This is a genomic window from Segetibacter sp. 3557_3 (assembly GCF_004354985.1).
GTDB lineage: Bacteria > Bacteroidota > Bacteroidia > Chitinophagales > Chitinophagaceae > Segetibacter.
This window is the reverse complement of sequence record NZ_SMSK01000004.1, coordinates 124,057-141,655: the sequence shown is the minus strand read 5'-3', so window position 1 is coordinate 141,655 and position 17,599 is coordinate 124,057. Positions and strand designations below refer to the sequence as shown.

The following is a 17,599-nucleotide window of genomic DNA, read 5'->3' as shown; positions in this document are numbered from 1 at the left end:
TTTTTTTTGTTTTAGACTAGAACCTTACTCTGAGGTTCAAACCAATTGACCTTGTTGTCGGATAGGCTCCACTCTGATATCCCTGAACGTTACCTGATGTAAGGTTCTCTTCAGGATCGGCATAAGGAAGGTTCTTGTGAATGATCCATAGATTGCGGCCAATCAGAGATAAGTCAACTCCCTTAAATGGAAGCTTACCGAATGCCTTTGTTGGTAAAGAGTAAGTAAGATTCAATTCTCTCAGCTTAACATAGCTTGCGTCATACACGAAAGCAGCAGCAGGGTTCCTGGCATAGCCGTAAATGCCGTAATCGTTTTCTACACGTTTGGTATTTGGCTTTCCATCAGCAGTAACACCCTGAACGATGATTCCTCCGCCTGCGGACACAGGGTTTCTTGAAGGATTACCCAGATCATTGTTTTGAACTGTTTCAGGATAGATTCCTGTGGCAAGTCCATAATACATATCAAGCGAGAAAACGTCTCCACCTCTACGGACATCAACTAAGAATCCGAGTGACAGGTTTTTGTATTTGAAAGTATTATACATACCACCAATCCAATCGGGGTTTACATTTCCGATAACATTTGTTGTTGTTGCAGTCTGAACGTAATAACCGTTTGCTCCTACAAGCTTCTCACCATTAGCGTGTCTTTCCCAGGTTTTGCCCTGGATAGTACCATAAGGTTGGCCTTTGGTTGCATTTATGGATATACCACCCTGCATGTTTGCAATTTCGAGATTGGTGCTTTCTTCATAAAGCTCAATAACCTTGTTGCGGTTCCTGGTGAAGTTGATTGTAGTGTTCCACGAGAAATTTTCTGTTTTAAGCGGTGTTGCAAAAAGTGACAACTCAATACCCCGATTGCGTACTGTGCCCGCATTTACAACTTTACTTGTATAACCGGTAGCGGTAGATACTGAAACCGGTATGATCTGATCTACTGTGTTAGCAGTGTACCAGGTAAGATCAAAACCTAAACGATTTGCAAAGAATGCCGCTTCAATACCAGCCTCAAAACTCTGTGTACTTTCTACTTTAAGGTCTGGATTGTTTTTGCGAAGAGGCAAGGAGAATAATGTCGCCGTTCCAAAAGGCGTTGGCTTGTCGTAGATATCAGCCAGTTGCCCAAATAAGGCGCTGTTACTAACCTGGGCATAGTTCGCTCTTAACTTACCTGATGACAACCAATTTACGGTTGGCAAGAGTTTAGAGAATTGAAAACTTCCGGAAACAGATGGGTAGAAATAGGTGTTATCTTCAGCCGGTAAAGTAGATGCCCGGTCTACACGTCCCGTTAAATCAAGAGTCAGTAATTCCTGGTAAGATAGTGTAAGTCCACCGAAATACCCGTCAACCGCAACTTGTTCGTCTGCTTCTGTTGGTGCGACAATCGGGTTGAGTGAATTCGTTAGAGAATACAACTTTGGAACGACAAGTCCGCCATTGGTTGCAGCATAAACGGAGTTGGTCATCGTTCTCCTGATATTCGTTCCGAGCAAACCTTTCAGGTTAAAGTCAGATGTAAGATCGAAGTTCATGTTGGCCAATAGATCATAGTTCAGCTCGCGGAATGTTCTATTGAACCTGCTGTAGCTTGATGGATCATGGCTGCCGATAGCGATTCGTTCCTCCTGCAGCTCATCATAAGAGTCAAGAGAAACGCGTCCGAGTAAATTTAACCATGTGGTTGGAGCATAGTTCAATGATGCAGTTCCGAAATACCGGAAACGTGAGTCTTGCTGATAGTTTTCATAACGCATCCAGTATGGATTGTCGGTATAAATCGGCTTCAGCCCACTTTCCTTGCTTGCATCAGCCCAGTTCCAGGTCATGTTTTGCTTACTTCTGAAATAAGCGTCTTTTTGCTCTCCAAAGTCAACGTTTGATTGGTTCCACTGGCGGAAAGACTGGTTTACGTTGAAATCGTCGTAACCCGTACCATACCGGCCCTTACCATTAACATTGGAAAAGTTGATGGTTGCAGCAGCAGTAAGTTGAGAGGTGATTTTGTAAGAGGAATTAAAGTTTACCAGGTTCTTCAAGAGGCTACTGTTTGGCAAAATACCCTTTTCATCATTCCTGGTATAACCCAGCTTGAAACTACCCTTCTCATCGCTACCATCAACGAATACACTGTTGTTTGTTGAAACAGCTGTTTCAAAAAAAGACTCGGGGCCGTTTTGGGCAGCAATCCATGGGCGTGATTTCTGGTAGTTAGGCGATGTTCTGTCAAAAGCATCCCAATGGTAAACCATCAGGTTCGGATCAAACTTCTGACCGTATGATGCATCCTCTGTAGTAGGTACCACAAGATCAGGTTGACCATCACCATTGGCATCAAAATAAAAGAAACCGCCATTTGGCGCCGGTGCACCATAACCGCTGGTGGCATAACCTGCACCGTATTCTTTTTGGTATTTCGGGTAAGTGGTTTTGTCGATCTGGCCCACTGTCACCCCTGAATTTACACTTATACCGAGGCCTCTTCTACCCTTTTTTGTAGTGATCAGCACCACACCGTTGCTGGCTCTTGAACCATACAGCGCTGAAGCCGCTGCTCCCTTGAGTACCGTTATTGACTCAACATCGTCGGGGTTGATGTCTGCAGCAGCATTTCCGTAGTCATATCCTCCGCGTCCCCTTGCGGCGTCGTTAACATTTACTGACGTTTTATTGCTGTTGCTGTTGTTCGAGTTATCAAAAGGAACCCCATCAATAACAAAAAGTGCCTGGTTGTTATTGGTAAGTGACTTTGTACCGCGAATAACCACGTTGCTTGAAGCACCCATCGCACTACCTGTTCTTATCTCGACTCCGGAAACTTTTCCGGACAATGCGCTTACCAGGTTGTTTGTTCTTGATTGGCTTACCGCTTCACCGCCTACGGTTTGTGCAGCATAAGGAAGCGTATTCTTATTCCTTCTTATACCAAGTGCGGTAACAACAACCTCATCAAGTGCACGCGAAGCCCGGTTTAATCTTACCTCGATAAATGTGCGGCCCTGGATGTTGATCTCTGTTTGCGTTAGACCAACACCGCTGATGACCAATGTACCGGTAGATGGTGCATTGATCCGGAAACTGCCATCAGTGGATGTTGTGGTACCCGTGGTGGTGCCCTTGAGTGTTACTGATGCAGATTGCAGGGGTGCACCCGTTTCATCTGTAATTACCCCTTTGATCTCGCTGGTCTGCCCAAATGTTAAGTGGGTGATTAACACACAGCAGAAGATCAACAGAAAGCGAAAATTTCTCATGACGGTTATAGGTTTTGTGAAGTAATTGGAAAGAAGCTGGAAGGAGCTCCATTTGTAAGACCACAGATTTTCAAAAATGCTGCAAAAGAATAAGAAAAAGTTATTTTTTATGAATGGATTCGAAAATTTAAACTTTTTAGCAGTAGAATTTTGACTAGTTCTTTATAAGCGCCTGACTTTCTGTTTGCTCAGGTCACAGTTTGTCATATTCTCAGTGGTGGATAAGTCAAAAAGTGCAGTAAAGGGGAATGGATGTAAATTTGCATCTAACAATCTGCTGAAGACAATTCAGCTAATATTAATACTCTAAATTTATCTTTATGGCTTTAGAATTCACAGATGCAAACTTTCAGTCAACAGTACTGGACAGCGACAAATTAACGGTCATAGACTTTTGGGCGGAATGGTGCGGACCATGTCGCGCGATCGGTCCTGTTGTAGAAGAATTGGCCAAAGACTACGATGGAAAAGTAAATGTTGGAAAAGTAAACGTTGACCACAATCCTACCCTGAGTATGAATTATGGTATTACGTCGATACCCGCCATTTTATTCATCAAAGATGGTAAAGTAGTAGACAAACAAATTGGTGCGGTGCCTAAATCGATACTTGATAAGAAAATCCAGTCGCATTTATAATCATCGTTCAAAGGTGTAAAGAAAGCAGGATAAATTTCCTGCTTTTTTTATGTGTAAAATTTCGCGATCAAATTACCAGTATATTTCTAGGGGATTATTTTTCCCGCTTTATGGAAAAATATTCTCGGAATGAAGTTGAACGTTTCTAATAACTGAATTGTGCTTTTAAACTTGTGTCTGGAAGGTGACACTCCATAACTATCGGAGATCGGTTTTGTCTTGTAAATAGATTGAAAACCTTCAGGTATGGGCAAAAAATTAGGGCTCAAAGAATTGAGCCCCCTTTTCAACCCTAAACCCTTAAAAAACATAAGTAATATTAGCAAAACCATGCCATTTTTATCGTCGGGATTGGTCTCTTAAATTAATGTATTGCATTATGAAGCTATCAGCAGCAAAAGTGTTTTCCTTTCTGGGACTTGCCCTCTTTTTTTCGTGCAGGCAAAAAACGAATATACCGGAGTCTCCTACCTCAAAGACCCTGCTTTGGGAAGTCACGGGCAACCAGTTATCTTCTCCTGCTTACTTCCTTGGCACCATGCACATGATGTGTGCAAATGAAGCGGTGTTAAGCGAAAACGTTAAGGCAGTAATAAAAGGGGTTGACCAGATTTACCTTGAAGTTGACATGGACGATATTGCTGAATTGATGAGCGGAATGACGAGCTTATCGATGAAAGAAGGAACGACACTAGCGGATTTGCTTACTCCACAGGATTATGAAAAAGTGAAATTGTTCTTTGAAACACATCAGCCGGCGATACCATTCAAAATACTCGAGAGGCAGCAACCATTAATGACCTCTTCTGGTTTATATGAGCTCTTTCTGGACTGTGATCAGAAAAACGGTATTGACCTTAGAATTATTGATGAGGCAAGCCGCTTGAAAAAGGTTACAAAAGGGCTGGAAACAATGGCTTTTCAAAGCAGTATATTTGATAGCATTCCTTATCAGGAACAAGCTAAGGAACTTGTAAAACTGATAGACAGTATCGGTAAATACAAGTCGGCAATGAACGAAATGATCGGTGTTTACAGGGAACAGGACATTGAGAAATTACATGACCTGACCACGCGTGAAGAATCCGGGGTTAACAGCTACCTTGACTTATTGTTATACGATCGCAACCGCAATTGGGTGAAACAGTTCCGGGATATTGCGTTGAACAAAAAAACCCTTTTTGCTGTTGGCGCCGGGCATCTTGGGGGCAAACAAGGGGTGTTAAACCTTTTGCGACAGCAGGGTTATGCAGTACGCCCACTTATGAACTAAACAGACCTCTTTTGTAAGTTTACCACTATTCCTCAATCAGCGTATTCCGTCCTTTGAGCTTAGTTCAAACAGCATATCCGAATGCAAAGATTAGCTGAGTAAACACTTTTTTATGTCATGATTCCTAAACCAAGTAAAAGAGCCCGCAATTGCTGCAGGCTCCTTTTGGGATAATCGATTTTAACAACAATTACCGGGTTACCCCGCTTTAGCGCCGCTTTTCTATCGCGTTAGTAATCAGGTACACCAAATTTGCACGGTGGGCTCTCGTTTCCTCATCAGGTGAAACTGTTGCCGTTAACCTGGTGCGTAGCTTTTTGACCGAATACAAAACCGCTGCTTTGCTCACCTCGTCAACTGGTGACCTCTCGTCAAGTAAAGCCAAAGCGTTTTTCACAAATCCGGTTTGCAGGTACTGCCTGTAAACATTAACATTGGACTTAATGTCTGCATCAAATACTCCTTTCGTGAGATCCGAAAGAACGTCTACCAGGCTGTAGGTGTTTCCGTAAAGCCTGCTGTTTGTAATCCGCTGCATCGTTGCAGGATGCATGATGTGCGACAGTGCCGAGGAGGCCATATTTGTATATGTGAAAGTCAACTTGGGATCCTCAGTAGAGGAAAAGAATCCAAAACCCCTCCGCTGCGACTGAAGATAGGGTATGATATAAGCGTCTGCAGAATATGCATCAGGTGCCAGCACATATTTGTTCAGCACTGCTATAGCTTGTTTTTGTGTAGCTACCGCCACGGGTGTATAGGGTTTGTTTTTTGTTGTCTGACCAACAAAGCTCCTATCGATATATACACCACCTACATACCGGCTCACCGCATTGATCATTTGATTACGCTGGCCATTGAGTACATTATACCGACCCTTGAGTTCGGCATAACTCTTACCCGACTTACTAAACTTTGCTTTAAGCTTTGGCATCAACTGGTTCACCAGTTTAAAACGTTCCTCGGCATACGCGATCGCATCGCTGCTAAGGTCGTTTACGTTCACCCTGGGGTCAATAGCCTTACCTGGAGAGCGCATGTCGTCGGCATCGTTGCCAAAGGCAAGATCAGGTTCAGTACTTCGACTCAGGAGTTTTTCACGAAATGCATTTTCCTGGAGCTCACTTACGGGTGTATAGCCAAACTCAATTGCCCATAGATCATAGGGTCCGGGTTTGGTGGTATAGTAGTCTCCCTGTTTACTTCTGTCGAGGCTTACATTAATAGCGGGATAATCCATCACGCTTCCGATTAAGCCTTTTTTGCGCGTGATTTCTGTGTTGTGCAGTTCCGAAGGCTTTAACATCTGGCTTGCCTTCATATTGTGGTTCAAACCCATTGTATGACCCATTTCATGAAGAATTAAGTAATACAGGAATTGCTTATGCATTTCTTTAAGTTCTTCTCCGGTAGCTCCGGTTGCTTCCAGTGTAGTAAGACCCGCATTGTACTGAGCCTTTAATTCGCTACCGATATTGCACATCACCTGCGGCATCCCCATGCCTGCATATTGAAGGGGTGCCGTTTGCTGTGAGGGGCCGCTATAGAGTTCGTCGTAGATGGGGGTTGCACTTCCGCTATACCATTCAACGGTAATATCTCCACCCAAAATTTGCCCTGTTCTGGGATTTACAAAGCTGGGCCCGATCGCTCCATATGCCGGGTTAGCCGAGGATACCCAACGAATAACATTGTATCGAATGTCGTTTGCGTCCCAGTCTACCTTATCGGGCATTATCTTCATCACGACGGCATTCTTAAACCCGGCTTTTTCAAAAGCTTCATTCCACTTTTCACCTGCCTCTTTAATCGTTTGCCGGTACTCTATGGGTGTGGTATTTTCGATCCACCATACAATCGGCTCAACGGGCTCGCTAAGGGCAGCTCCGGGATCTTTCTTTTTTAAGTTCCACCGGTTGATATTATCCCGGTATGGCACCGCGTCAATAGATGTCTGGTCGTTTACCTCCTGTGTAAAGTAGCCGATGCGGGGATCATCGCGTCGAGGACGAAAATCATTGTCTGGAATCTCAATAAAAGAATGTTGCATCCTAACCCGAACATATCTTGCATCAGTAATATCCTTCCCACCACTATTGAATGGTGCGGGGTTATCGTAAGCCAGGTCAACCATGATGTCGGTATTCTTGGGGAACGAGCGTACCTCGTAATACTTTGACTTCGATGGATTAAGACCCCCAAGGGTGAAAGTAGCACCCGGCGGCATACCGGGAACCGCCAGCGGTTTTACGGGATCAAGCTTTTCACTTAAGAAGAGGCCATCAGCAGCGATCAGGTAACCGTTTTCGTCTTCCGCAACAAGCTTTTCAGCTAACAAAACAGCATCAGAAACGTCGATTCCGGCGGTTTTACTTACTGCATTATTTTTATCATACCAGAAATTGGTATTCACTTCCGAGAATTCCAGCTTATCAAATGCTTTTTGCACCTTGAAGATGGCGGTACTTCGGTGCATACTTTGATTAAGGAATAAGGTTGTTGGTCCGTTTAATGAAAAACTTTGGTAGATGTATTCCTTACCAAGTTGATCCTTTTTAACATACAACTGAACACTTCCGGTAACTGTGTCCTGGTAAACAGTAAACAGGCCATCACTTTTTTTACTGCTCTTTATCTTCTCGGCTATTCCCGGCTTTTTCGCTTTTGCGGAATCCGTAGCCGGTTTCGCTATCTGCGCAGATGCTGCAGTCGCACCGTTCTGCGCCAGAGCCGGCACCCCGGCCACCCCTACGGCCAAAGCAGTAAGGAGTACAAGTTTATTCATGTGTTTAGGGTTTGAAAATAAATATACAAGTTTGCCTTTTAGGCAGCGAGGTATTTACACCAATGGTAATTGATGGGTCTGGCCGGGGTGTGACCGTTTTCAGCCCCGGCTACGTTAAACCGTTTGCAATTGGCCTACCTTTCCGGCGATTGATTGTGCTGCAATCCACCCGCTTGTCCAGGCATGTTGAAAGTTGAACCCCCCGGTGACCCCGTCAACATCAAGCACCTCCCCTGCGAAGTACAAACCTGGCATTTTCCTGCTTTCAAATGTAGCCGGGTTAATTTCGCTCAGCCGGATTCCCCCACAAGTCACAAACTCTTCTTTAAAGGTTGTTTTTCCCTGTACCGTAAATTCCTGTGCAGTAAGGTTTTTAATCAGGCGATTTTGTTCCTTACCTGGCAAATCTGCCCAACGGATATCTGGTTTAATCCCGCTTTGTTCAAGTAGGTAAATCCAGAGACGAACGGGTATATCAAATGGATTTCGGTTGGCAATTTTCTGAGCGGACAACTGGTTTCTTGTATCCTGCCAACGCTCGCGCAAAGAGTGCTCATTATATTGAGGTATCCAATTTACCAATAATGTAAAGTGATAATCTCTGTCGGCAAGTTCGCGCGCACCCCACGCAGATAACTTAAGTATTGCAGGACCGCTCATTCCCCAATGGGTGATTAATAACGGACCTGTTTCACTTAGCTTGCTGCCACTAATTTTTACAGCAACGTGCCCCACACTGACTCCCATAAGAGAGGTAATAGGGTTTCCGGGCATATTGAATGTAAATAAAGATGGAACCGGCGCCTCTATAGTATGCCCCAGATCGGTAAGCCAATTAAACATTTGTGGCTTTGGATAACCTCCGGTGGCGATGCAGACAAAATCAGCACTCAGCTGCTCATCGTTGTTCAGCTGTAGTTGGAAACCGATCCCGCCGGGTTCGATTTTGCGAACTTCCCTGTTCATCGATATTTCCACCCCATATCTGTTCGCTTCCGACATCAGGCAATTGATGATCGTCTGCGAAGAGTCCGTAATGGAAAACATTCGACCATCAGGTTCTGTTTTAAGCGGGACATGCCTTTCTTCAAACCATTTTACCGTGTCGGATGTATCGAAAAGCTGGAAGATTTTCTTGAGCATATTACCCCCTCTTGGGTATCGCTTTACCAGGGCAGGTACTTCGAAGCAGGCATGTGTAACATTGCACCTCCCTCCACCACTTATGCGAACCTTTGAGAGTAACTTGCTTGTTTTCTCAACAATGATAACTTTTAAAGCGGGATTTAATCTGGCTGCATTCACCGCACAAAAGAAACCAGCTGCACCACCACCAATCACTACAAGTCTTTCTGTATGGTTTTCTTTTATTGTTTTCTCCACGATGTCGTTGCGATTTAAGTAACTATTATAAGTAAACCCTGATTTCAAAAGAGCGAAACATGTTCCCCGTCAGGTTGTGATTGCAGGGGTGGAGGTTGATGGTTTACCCTGGTAAAGAATTGCGGCGGCAAGCAGCCGGGAAGAATCGTTTGTAGCTTAATGTCATTTGATTACACCGTAGTACCGCATCAGCAACCAAAGCCCGGCCATTCAAAAGAACATATTTGCCACATTCCCCGTTCCATTTGTACAAATATCTTAAATATGCCTTGAGTATGTAGTATTTCGCCGCTTTCAAGAACACCATCGTAGCTTACTGTGCCGGTTGCCATTCCTGTACTCACGGCCTCTTCCTTGAGATCATATGTAATTGATTCAATGTCGTATTGACCATTTTCAAAGTATTGAAAACTACTAAAAACCTGCTGCATCTTAGTTAGGAATTCTTCCCGTGTTGCAGGACCATGCCCGGGCAGGTTGATGACTGGCGCCAACTCAAAGCTGTATTCGTCAAATGACCGTTCAAACCAATTTTCGCAGAACTGTTGTGCACGTCTCCGAATATAATAGTCGTGATTGGGATGAAATTCCTCGTAAACAAAATGCATGGTCATGCCGGGCATTACCATCATTGACGCTTCGTGGGCAAATAGCTCTTCGGTAATAAATTCGTATCGTTGTCGCTCTGGATACCAAACCTCATAATCAACTTCGATGTTTTTCTGCTTTAGTAATTCAACAATCTCGTCCAGTGCAAAAACAACTTCCTCGTCACTAAGTAACGCAGACTTCCTGAAATCAGGCTTTCCGAGGATCTCATACATTGTCTTTGAGGGTGACTGGGCAAACTTATGTTCAAACTCAAGCACATTTTTCAAAAACAAGTTCTCCATCTCAGGATCAAGTTCATTAAGTTGTTCAAACTCTCCACCCAGTTCGGCAAGAAGCTTCAACTTCAAAACCTGGTTTTCCATTCTCAATTGTTCTTCGGGGTCATCGCTGTACAACTCGTCGGAGTTTGGTTCATCTGCCATAACAACAATTTTTACTAAAATAAAAAACCCTTCGAATGAAAGAAGGGTTTATTGCTTTTTGCTAAAAATATACTAATGATAGGCTGAATTCAGATTTGGGTTAGATTTTTCGGCCACCTCAATACCGGCGAAGGACGATAATATATCAGCACCGGATTTGCGAATTGCAACCGAGTGCTCGTAATGAGCTGATGGCTTGCGGTCTTTAGTGCGAACAGTCCAGCCATCGTCATCATAGAAAACCTCTTTCACACCTAAATTGATCATTGGTTCTATTGCCAATACCATTCCTTCCTTGAGTTTAGGCCCGTTTCCGCGCTTACCAAAGTTTGGCATCTGTGGGTCTTCATGTAGGCTTTTCCCTATCCCATGGCCGACAAGTTCCCGAACGACACCATAGCCATGCACCTTTTCCGTGTAATCCTGAATTGCGAAGGCGATATCGCCGATCCTGTTGCCGTGATGCGCCTTTTCGATTCCTTTGTAAAGAGAAGCCTTGGTGACCCGCAACAAATTTAGAACGGCTTCATCTACCTCGCCGAGCGCAAATGTATAAGCACTGTCGCCATGAAAATTATTCATGAACACACCAAGATCAACGGATACCACGTCGCCATCTTTTAAAACATCGCTGGTTGGAAAACCATGTACAACAGCATCATTCACAGAAATACATGCCGCAAACGGAAAGCCCCTATAATTTAAAAAAGACGGAACTCCACCATTATCGCGTATAACAGTTTCTGCAAGGTCATTAGCTTGTTTCGTGGTTACACCAGGCTTTAAAAAACCGGCGACCTCCGCGATCGCCTGGCTGACCAGCAAATTACTTTTGCGCATCAACTCAATTTCAGCATCGGTTTTATAGTGAATCATATTCCTTGGTCGGCTCATGTTAAAAATAAACCTGCCTGGTAGGACCGGGCAGGTTTAAGTAAGTATTGTAATAAAGTAATTAGATCGAAGAAGCGGTGCTCATCTGCCTGCCTTGTATTCTACCACTGTTCATAAGGCCATCGTATTGGCGCATCAGTAATTGGGTTTCGATCTGCTGAAGGGTATCAAGGATTACCCCTACCATAATCAAAAGCGAAGTTCCACCAAAGAAGGTAGAGAAGGAGGAGGTAACGCCTAAACGCTGTGCAAAGCCAGGCAGGATACCAACAAGTGCAAGGAAAATCGCTCCCGGAAGGGTGATCTTATCCATAACGGCACCGATATAATCAGCAGTTGGCTGACCTGGCTTAACTCCGGGTATAAACCCATTGTTGCGTTTCAGGTCCTCAGCCATTTGCTTAGGATTAAATATGAGAGCAGTGTACAGGAAAGTAAATGCAATTACCATGACCGAATACACCAACATGTACCAGAAATTGCTATGATCGCCAAAGACTTTGGCAATGCCCTGTCCAGATTCGGTATTTGTAAATGAAAACAGGGTAGGCAGAAACATAATCGCCTGCGCGAAGATGATCGGCATTACACCAGCACTGTTCACTTTCATTGGGAGAAACTGTCTTGCGCCTCCAAACTGGCGGTTGCCAACAATTTGCTTCGCATAGTTTACCGGTATTTTACGAACACCCTGAACCAGGATGATAATGCCCATCACAATCGCAATAAATATTGCAATCTCGATTAAGAAGATAAGCAATCCACCGCCACCTTTTGCCTGCTTGGCAGCAAACTCCTGGATAAGCGCTTGTGGAAACCGGGCAAGAATACCCACCATGATAATGATTGAAGTACCATTACCCAATCCCTTGTCCTGGATCTTTTCACCCAGCCACATCACGAATAGGGTACCTGCAGAAAGGGTTACTACTGTAGAAAGCCAGAAGTAAGGCTTGAACGCAGGAATAATAGCTTCTACATATCCGGGACCGTTAAGGTAAGCCACATATGCACCAGCCTGGAAAGCGGTAACAATCACGGTCAGGTAACGAGTCCATTGGTTTATTTTCTTACGTCCGCTGTCACCCTCTTTCTGCACTTTTTGTAGCTGCGGAACAAGGATGGTCATCAGCTGCATAAAGATTGATGCAGAGATATAGGGCATAATACCAAGTGCCATTATCGAGGCCTGGGAGAAGGCTCCACCAGCAAACGTGTCAAACAAACCCAGAAGTCCGTTGTTTGCGGCCTGGCTCTTTGAAACATCCAGAAGGTTTGGATCTATTCCGGGAAGAACAATATGTGTTCCGAAACGATAAACAAGCACCAATCCCAACGTCACCAGGATCTTACTCTTTAGTTCATCTATCGTCCAGATGTTTTTTAAAGTCTGTATGAATTTTTTCACTTGATATTTAGTTGAGGGTGTTGATCGATAAAACCAAAAAAGACGCATCAGGAGATGCGTCTGGCAAATATCGTAAAAATTAGCTCACAATTTCAACGCTGCCACCCGCAGCTTCAATCGCTGCCTTTGCTTTCTCACTTATTGCGTTCACTTTGAAGCTAACCGCACCCTTTAGCTCTCCGTTTCCAAGAATTTTGATCCGATCTGTCTGGCTAAGTAAACCATTTATGTACAGGTTCTCGGGAGTAATCTCAGTAAATCCGTATTTCTCGATCAAACTATCAATCTGTCCAAGGTTGAGTACTTTGTATTCAACGCGATTGAAATTCTTAAATCCACGCTTTGGTAAACGACGTTGGATAGGCATCTGACCACCTTCGTGAGCCATCTTGCTTTTATAACCCGCACGGCTTTGTCCACCCTTATTACCCTTTGTAGAAGTTCCACCTTTACCGGAAGCTTCACCACGGCCTATTCTTTTCTCTTTGTGAGTGGCACCTTGTGCTGGTCTGAGCGTATGTAATTTCATAATTGTAATTTTTACTTAACGGGGTTAATTCCCCTCGCTTATAAGATAATTTGTAAAATCCGGAAATCATTTATGAGATCCGGAGTGTAAAGGGCACGACGATTGTGCAGTCAATTGGGTAAAACGTTACGAAAAGCGCGTAGAACTATTCAGCGGCTGCGCTTACCGTTTCGCCTGCTGCAACGTCCTCGACTGTTATAAGGTGTAAAACCCTGCGAACCATTCCAAGAATTTGAGGAGTGGCTTCAACTTCAACCGATCCGTTCAGTTTTTTTATACCGAGCGCAATAAGGGTACGCTTTGCGGTTTCATTCCTGTCGATGCCGCTTTTTACCTGGGTTATTTTTATCGTTCTCATTGTGTTATCAATTTTAGTAGCATGAACCGTAGATGATGCTACAGGTAAATAAGGGGATATGCATAGAAACACCCCTTTGGTTTTAGTTTAACCGTTGAAAACCCTGCTTAGCTTAAGGTTCCTGGTTTTGGCAATAGTAATTGGCTCCCTGAGTAAAGCAAGCGCTTTAACCGTCGCTTTAACCACATTATGCGGATTTGCAGAACCAAGATTCTTGCTAAGTACGTCGGTAATTCCTGCACTCTCAAGAACTGCACGCATACTACCACCTGCAATTACACCTGTACCGTGGGCTGCAGGACGGATAAACACCTTCGCTGCACCTTCTTTTGCAAGCTGATCATGAGGAATAGTGCCGTGCATGATGGGAACTTTTATCAGGTTCTTTTTAGCATCTTCAATTCCTTTTGTGATCGCTTCCTGAACTTCTTTCGCCTTACCCAAACCATGACCAACAACACCCTTTTCATTGCCTACAACCACCAACGCAGAGAAGCTAAATGTACGACCACCCTTTGTAGTTTTAACCACCCGGTTGATCGATACTACTTTCTCTTTGAGTTCCAGGTCTGCACCCTTCACTTTATTAAATATTGCTTTTGACATTTGCTATTTTTTCGAATACGTTATACGAAATGCGATTATAATTTCTGATGTGGCTATAATCACATCGTGAAAACTTTAGAATTGTAAACCACCCTCGCGGGCACCGTCGGCTACCGCCTTTACGCGTCCATGATAAAGGTTGCCACCCCGGTCGAACACACAGGTGTTTAAACCAAGTTCGGTTGCTTTGCGGGCAATGGCAGCACCTACCAGCTTACTCTTATCTACCTTGTTAACCTTTTGCGCAACAATATCCTTTTCTCTTGAAGAAGCAGATGCCAGTGTTGTTCCGGTTGTATCGTCAATCAGTTGAGCATAAATCTCAGCATTGCTTCTGAAAACGGATAAGCGTGGTTTGTTTGGCAGACCGGCTACCTTCTTACGAATGCGGTACCTGATCTTCTGCCTTTTTATAAGTTTGTCCATCTTTGATTATTTGCTTCCCGATACTGCCGGGAAAGTAGTTGATATGTTGAATTGTTAATTGGGAACATGGGAATGTACCCAATCAACAAGAAGAAAGCACTATTACTTACCGGCTGCCTTACCAGCTTTACGGCGGATGAATTCATCAGAATAACGAACACCTTTTCCTTTGTATGGTTCAGGCTTACGTAGACCACGAATTTTTGCAGCAACTGCTCCCAATAATTGGTTGTCGCTACCTTCCAGGAAAATCTTTGGATTTTGACCCTTTAGGGTTTCGGTAGTTACTTTAAGTTCAGATGGTACCTCTACAATAATGTTGTGTGAATAACCAAGTGCCAGATCCAGCACATTACCCTGGTTAACGGCCTTGTAACCAACCCCAACAAGTTCCAGTTGCTTCTTAAAACCAACCGTAACACCCTTTACCATGTTGTTGATAAGCGCACGATACAAACCGTGCATAGAGCGGTGGCGGATCTGGTCGGTAGGACGGGTGATCAACACCTGCCCGTCAACTACTTCCACCTTAATATCCCTGTCAATTGCCTGGCTGAGTGCGCCTTTAGGACCTTTAACAGTAATGACATTGTCGTTACCGACTGTTAATGTCACTCCCTGATCCAGTGTAACAGGTTGTTTACCTATACGAGACATATTCGAAAATTTATTTTGTAAATGCTATATGGTTAGAAGTTGATCGTGTTCAGTTACGTATAGAAAACTTAATTGTCAATCAACCCCGGAAAAAACAGGTTTTAATAGATGTAGCAAAGAACTTCGCCACCTACATTTTGCGTTTTAGCTTCTTTGTCAGTCATTACACCTTTAGAAGTAGAAACGATTGCGATACCAAGACCATTTTTCACCCTTTGGAACTCGCCTGGTTTTGAATACTGGCGTAAGCCCGGGCGGCTAACTCTTTCAAGGCTGCGAATTGCAGGAACCTTGGTCGCGGCATCATATTTAAGGGCGATCTTAATCACGCCTTGTTTGCTATCATCTTCAAACTTATACTTAAGAATATATCCTTTATCGTATAAGATTTCAGTCATACGCTTTTTCAGATTGCTTGCAGGTATTTCTACAATACGGTGGTTCGCCATCTGAGCGTTACGAATTCTCGTTAAAAAATCTGCTATAGGATCAGTTACCATAATTTGTGCCCTCCTACATTCCGAAACTCCGGAATAATTGGAAATAAGTGTTTATAAAAAAATGCTATTTACCCTGCATTGGGCAAACAGGTATTTACCAGCTGGCTTTTGTAACTCCCGGGATTTTTCCTGCCAGTGCCATATCTCTAAAAATGTTTCTCGAAAGTCCGAAATAACCAACGTAGCCTCTTGGACGACCGGTTAACTGACAACGGTTTTTAAGCCGTACAGGAGAAGCATTTTTTGGAAGCAGGTCGAGTGCAGCATAATCGCCGGCAGCCTTAAGTGTAGCTCTTTTTTCAGCGTACTTAGCTACCATTGCAGCTCTTTTTCTTTGCCTGGCTTTTACAGATTCTTTTGCCATAATGATTTTGTTTAAAAATTGACAGCATGAGCTGTCAACAATTATTTAGCTGATGTCTTTTTTGATGTTTTTGAAAGGCATACCAAGTTCTTTCAACAGTTCATAGGCTTCTTCATTATTGACTGCAGAAGTAACGAACGTGATATCCAGACCGGTAATCTTATTTACCTTATCAATATCGATTTCAGGGAAGATGATCTGTTCGGTAACTCCTATCGTATAGTTACCGCGGCCATCGAATGACTTGTCGTTTACTCCTTTAAAATCGCGTACACGTGGAAGCGATACAGCAATAAAACGATCAAGAAACTCATACATCTTCACACCACGAAGGGTTACCCTTGCACCAATCGGCATGTTCTTTCTCAGTTTGAAGTTCGAGATGTCCTTCTTACTAATAGTAGCAACTGCTTTCTGACCGCTGATGGTGGTCAACTCATCAACTGCAACGTCAACAAGTTTTTTATCAGTAACAGCGCCGTTTACGCCCCTGTTTAAACAAATCTTTTGCAAACGCGGCGCCTGCATGATGGACTTGTATCCAAATTTCTTCATTAAAGCAGGTACAACTTCATTTTTGTACTTGTCTGCTAATCTTGGAGTATATGTAGTAGTAGCCATTATTTGATTACCTCCCCTGATTTTTTAGCTGTTCTAACTAATTTACCTTCTTCGCGGGTGCGCTTAACTTTGGTTGGAGCGCCTGTTTTTTCATCCCACAACATCACGTTGCTGATGTTTATAGATGCTTCTTTCTTTACCAGTCCGCCTTTGGTGTTTTGAGCACTTGGCTTAGTGTGTTTGGTAATGATATTTGCCCCTTCGACGACTACCCGTCCTTTATCAAGGATAACTTCAAGAACTTTGCGGGGTTTTTTCAGATCCCTGTCATCACCGGCAATTACCACAACGGTATCACCTTTTCTGATGTTGAACTTGGGTTTAAATCTGTTGCTCACTATTGATAATTTAAATGTTAGATGTCAAATGTTGAATGTTGAATAAGCTAATGTTGAATAGTTCTGAGTTAATTCTCCATTTAACATTCAACATTTAAAACTCAACCTTATAGTACCTCTGGCGCCAGGGATATGATCTTCATATAGCCTTTGTCCCTGAGCTCCCTCGCTACGGGCCCAAAAATACGGGTACCTCTTGGTTCGTCAGAAGCATTTAACAACACAACTGCATTGTCATCAAAGCGAATATAAGAACCATCTTTGCGACGAAGCTTGTTTTTGGTTCTTACAATAACTGCTTTGGATACTGTACCCTTTTTAACACCGGCGGCAGGCATAGCATCTTTAACGGTAACTACGATCTTATCGCCAATTTTCGCGTAGTCCTGGCCAGAGTTACCCAGTACACGGATGCAAAGAACTTCTTTGGCACCGCTGTTGTCAGCCACGTTCAATCTGCTTTCTTGCTGAATCATTTTAATTTGAATTTTAGATGTCGGACACCGGATCGGGGCAGAAAAGG

Annotated in this window: 18 protein-coding genes; 2 read left to right on the top strand and 16 right to left on the bottom strand. The window is 43.6% G+C overall.

The annotated features are described in order from the left end of the window. Window positions 1-16 precede the first annotated feature (16 nt). Window positions 17-3,262, bottom strand: a complete 3,246-nt coding sequence (locus EXU57_RS08615; protein WP_133267791.1) for a SusC/RagA family TonB-linked outer membrane protein — start codon at window positions 3,260-3,262, stop codon at window positions 17-19. 320 nt (window positions 3,263-3,582) lie between these two features. Between EXU57_RS08615 and trxA the strand changes: the two genes are divergently transcribed. Continuing rightward, entirely contained in the window at window positions 3,583-3,900 is a 318-nt protein-coding gene (gene trxA / locus EXU57_RS08610) for a thioredoxin (protein WP_133267790.1), read from the top strand. Window positions 3,901-4,279: 379 nt separating this feature from the next. Beyond that, window positions 4,280-5,173: a TraB/GumN family protein gene (locus tag EXU57_RS08605; RefSeq protein ID WP_165958079.1), complete on the top strand. Its 894-nt coding sequence runs from the start codon at window positions 4,280-4,282 to the stop codon at window positions 5,171-5,173. A gap of 208 nt (window positions 5,174-5,381) precedes the next feature. Here the strand turns inward: EXU57_RS08605 and EXU57_RS08600 are convergent, their stop codons facing one another. From EXU57_RS08600 to rplN, 15 genes are all read right to left on the bottom strand, one after another. Further along, entirely contained in the window at window positions 5,382-7,958 is a 2,577-nt protein-coding gene (locus EXU57_RS08600) for a zinc-dependent metalloprotease (RefSeq protein ID WP_133267788.1), read from the bottom strand. Window positions 7,959-8,072: 114 nt separating this feature from the next. After that, a complete protein-coding gene (locus EXU57_RS08595) occupies window positions 8,073-9,341 on the bottom strand; it encodes an NAD(P)/FAD-dependent oxidoreductase (RefSeq protein ID WP_243745550.1) in 1,269 nt (422 codons plus the stop codon). 188 nt (window positions 9,342-9,529) lie between these two features. Then, window positions 9,530-10,375 (bottom strand): hypothetical protein, encoded by an 846-nt coding sequence (locus EXU57_RS08590; RefSeq protein WP_133267787.1) that lies wholly within the window; start codon window positions 10,373-10,375, stop codon window positions 9,530-9,532. Between the two features lie 72 nt (window positions 10,376-10,447). Beyond that, on the bottom strand, window positions 10,448-11,251 hold the full coding sequence (gene map / locus EXU57_RS08585; RefSeq protein ID WP_133267786.1) for a type I methionyl aminopeptidase: 804 nt from the start codon (window positions 11,249-11,251) through the stop codon (window positions 10,448-10,450). 79 nt (window positions 11,252-11,330) lie between these two features. Continuing rightward, window positions 11,331-12,677, bottom strand: coding sequence for a preprotein translocase subunit SecY (secY, locus tag EXU57_RS08580; RefSeq protein ID WP_133267785.1), 1,347 nt, complete (start codon window positions 12,675-12,677; stop codon window positions 11,331-11,333). Between the two features lie 79 nt (window positions 12,678-12,756). Further along, the gene (gene rplO / locus EXU57_RS08575) at window positions 12,757-13,206 is read right to left on the bottom strand and encodes a 50S ribosomal protein L15 (protein ID WP_133267784.1); all 450 of its coding nucleotides are present in this window, start codon (window positions 13,204-13,206) and stop codon (window positions 12,757-12,759) included. A gap of 145 nt (window positions 13,207-13,351) precedes the next feature. Next, entirely contained in the window at window positions 13,352-13,564 is a 213-nt protein-coding gene (gene rpmD, locus EXU57_RS08570; RefSeq protein WP_133267783.1) for a 50S ribosomal protein L30, read from the bottom strand. Between the two features lie 87 nt (window positions 13,565-13,651). Beyond that, window positions 13,652-14,170 carry a 30S ribosomal protein S5 gene (gene rpsE, locus EXU57_RS08565; protein WP_133267782.1) on the bottom strand — a complete coding sequence of 173 codons (519 nt, stop codon included), beginning with the start codon at window positions 14,168-14,170 and terminating at the stop codon, window positions 13,652-13,654. A 75-nt stretch (window positions 14,171-14,245) separates the two neighbouring features. After that, entirely contained in the window at window positions 14,246-14,596 is a 351-nt protein-coding gene (gene rplR, locus EXU57_RS08560; protein WP_133267781.1) for a 50S ribosomal protein L18, read from the bottom strand. Window positions 14,597-14,698: 102 nt separating this feature from the next. Then, entirely contained in the window at window positions 14,699-15,253 is a 555-nt protein-coding gene (gene rplF, locus EXU57_RS08555; RefSeq protein ID WP_133267780.1) for a 50S ribosomal protein L6, read from the bottom strand. Between the two features lie 101 nt (window positions 15,254-15,354). Beyond that, window positions 15,355-15,756 (bottom strand): 30S ribosomal protein S8, encoded by a 402-nt coding sequence (gene rpsH, locus EXU57_RS08550; RefSeq protein ID WP_207955446.1) that lies wholly within the window; start codon window positions 15,754-15,756, stop codon window positions 15,355-15,357. Window positions 15,757-15,847: 91 nt separating this feature from the next. Then, window positions 15,848-16,117 carry a 30S ribosomal protein S14 gene (rpsN, locus tag EXU57_RS08545; protein ID WP_133267778.1) on the bottom strand — a complete coding sequence of 90 codons (270 nt, stop codon included), beginning with the start codon at window positions 16,115-16,117 and terminating at the stop codon, window positions 15,848-15,850. Between the two features lie 45 nt (window positions 16,118-16,162). Then, entirely contained in the window at window positions 16,163-16,738 is a 576-nt protein-coding gene (gene rplE, locus EXU57_RS08540; RefSeq protein ID WP_133267777.1) for a 50S ribosomal protein L5, read from the bottom strand. Next, window positions 16,738-17,076, bottom strand: coding sequence for a 50S ribosomal protein L24 (gene rplX / locus EXU57_RS08535; RefSeq protein WP_133267776.1), 339 nt, complete (start codon window positions 17,074-17,076; stop codon window positions 16,738-16,740). The genes rplE and rplX overlap by 1 nt, the downstream gene beginning before the upstream one ends. Window positions 17,077-17,183: 107 nt before the next feature. Next, the gene (gene rplN, locus EXU57_RS08530; RefSeq protein WP_133267775.1) at window positions 17,184-17,552 is read right to left on the bottom strand and encodes a 50S ribosomal protein L14; all 369 of its coding nucleotides are present in this window, start codon (window positions 17,550-17,552) and stop codon (window positions 17,184-17,186) included. Between the last annotated feature and the right edge of the window lie 47 nt (window positions 17,553-17,599).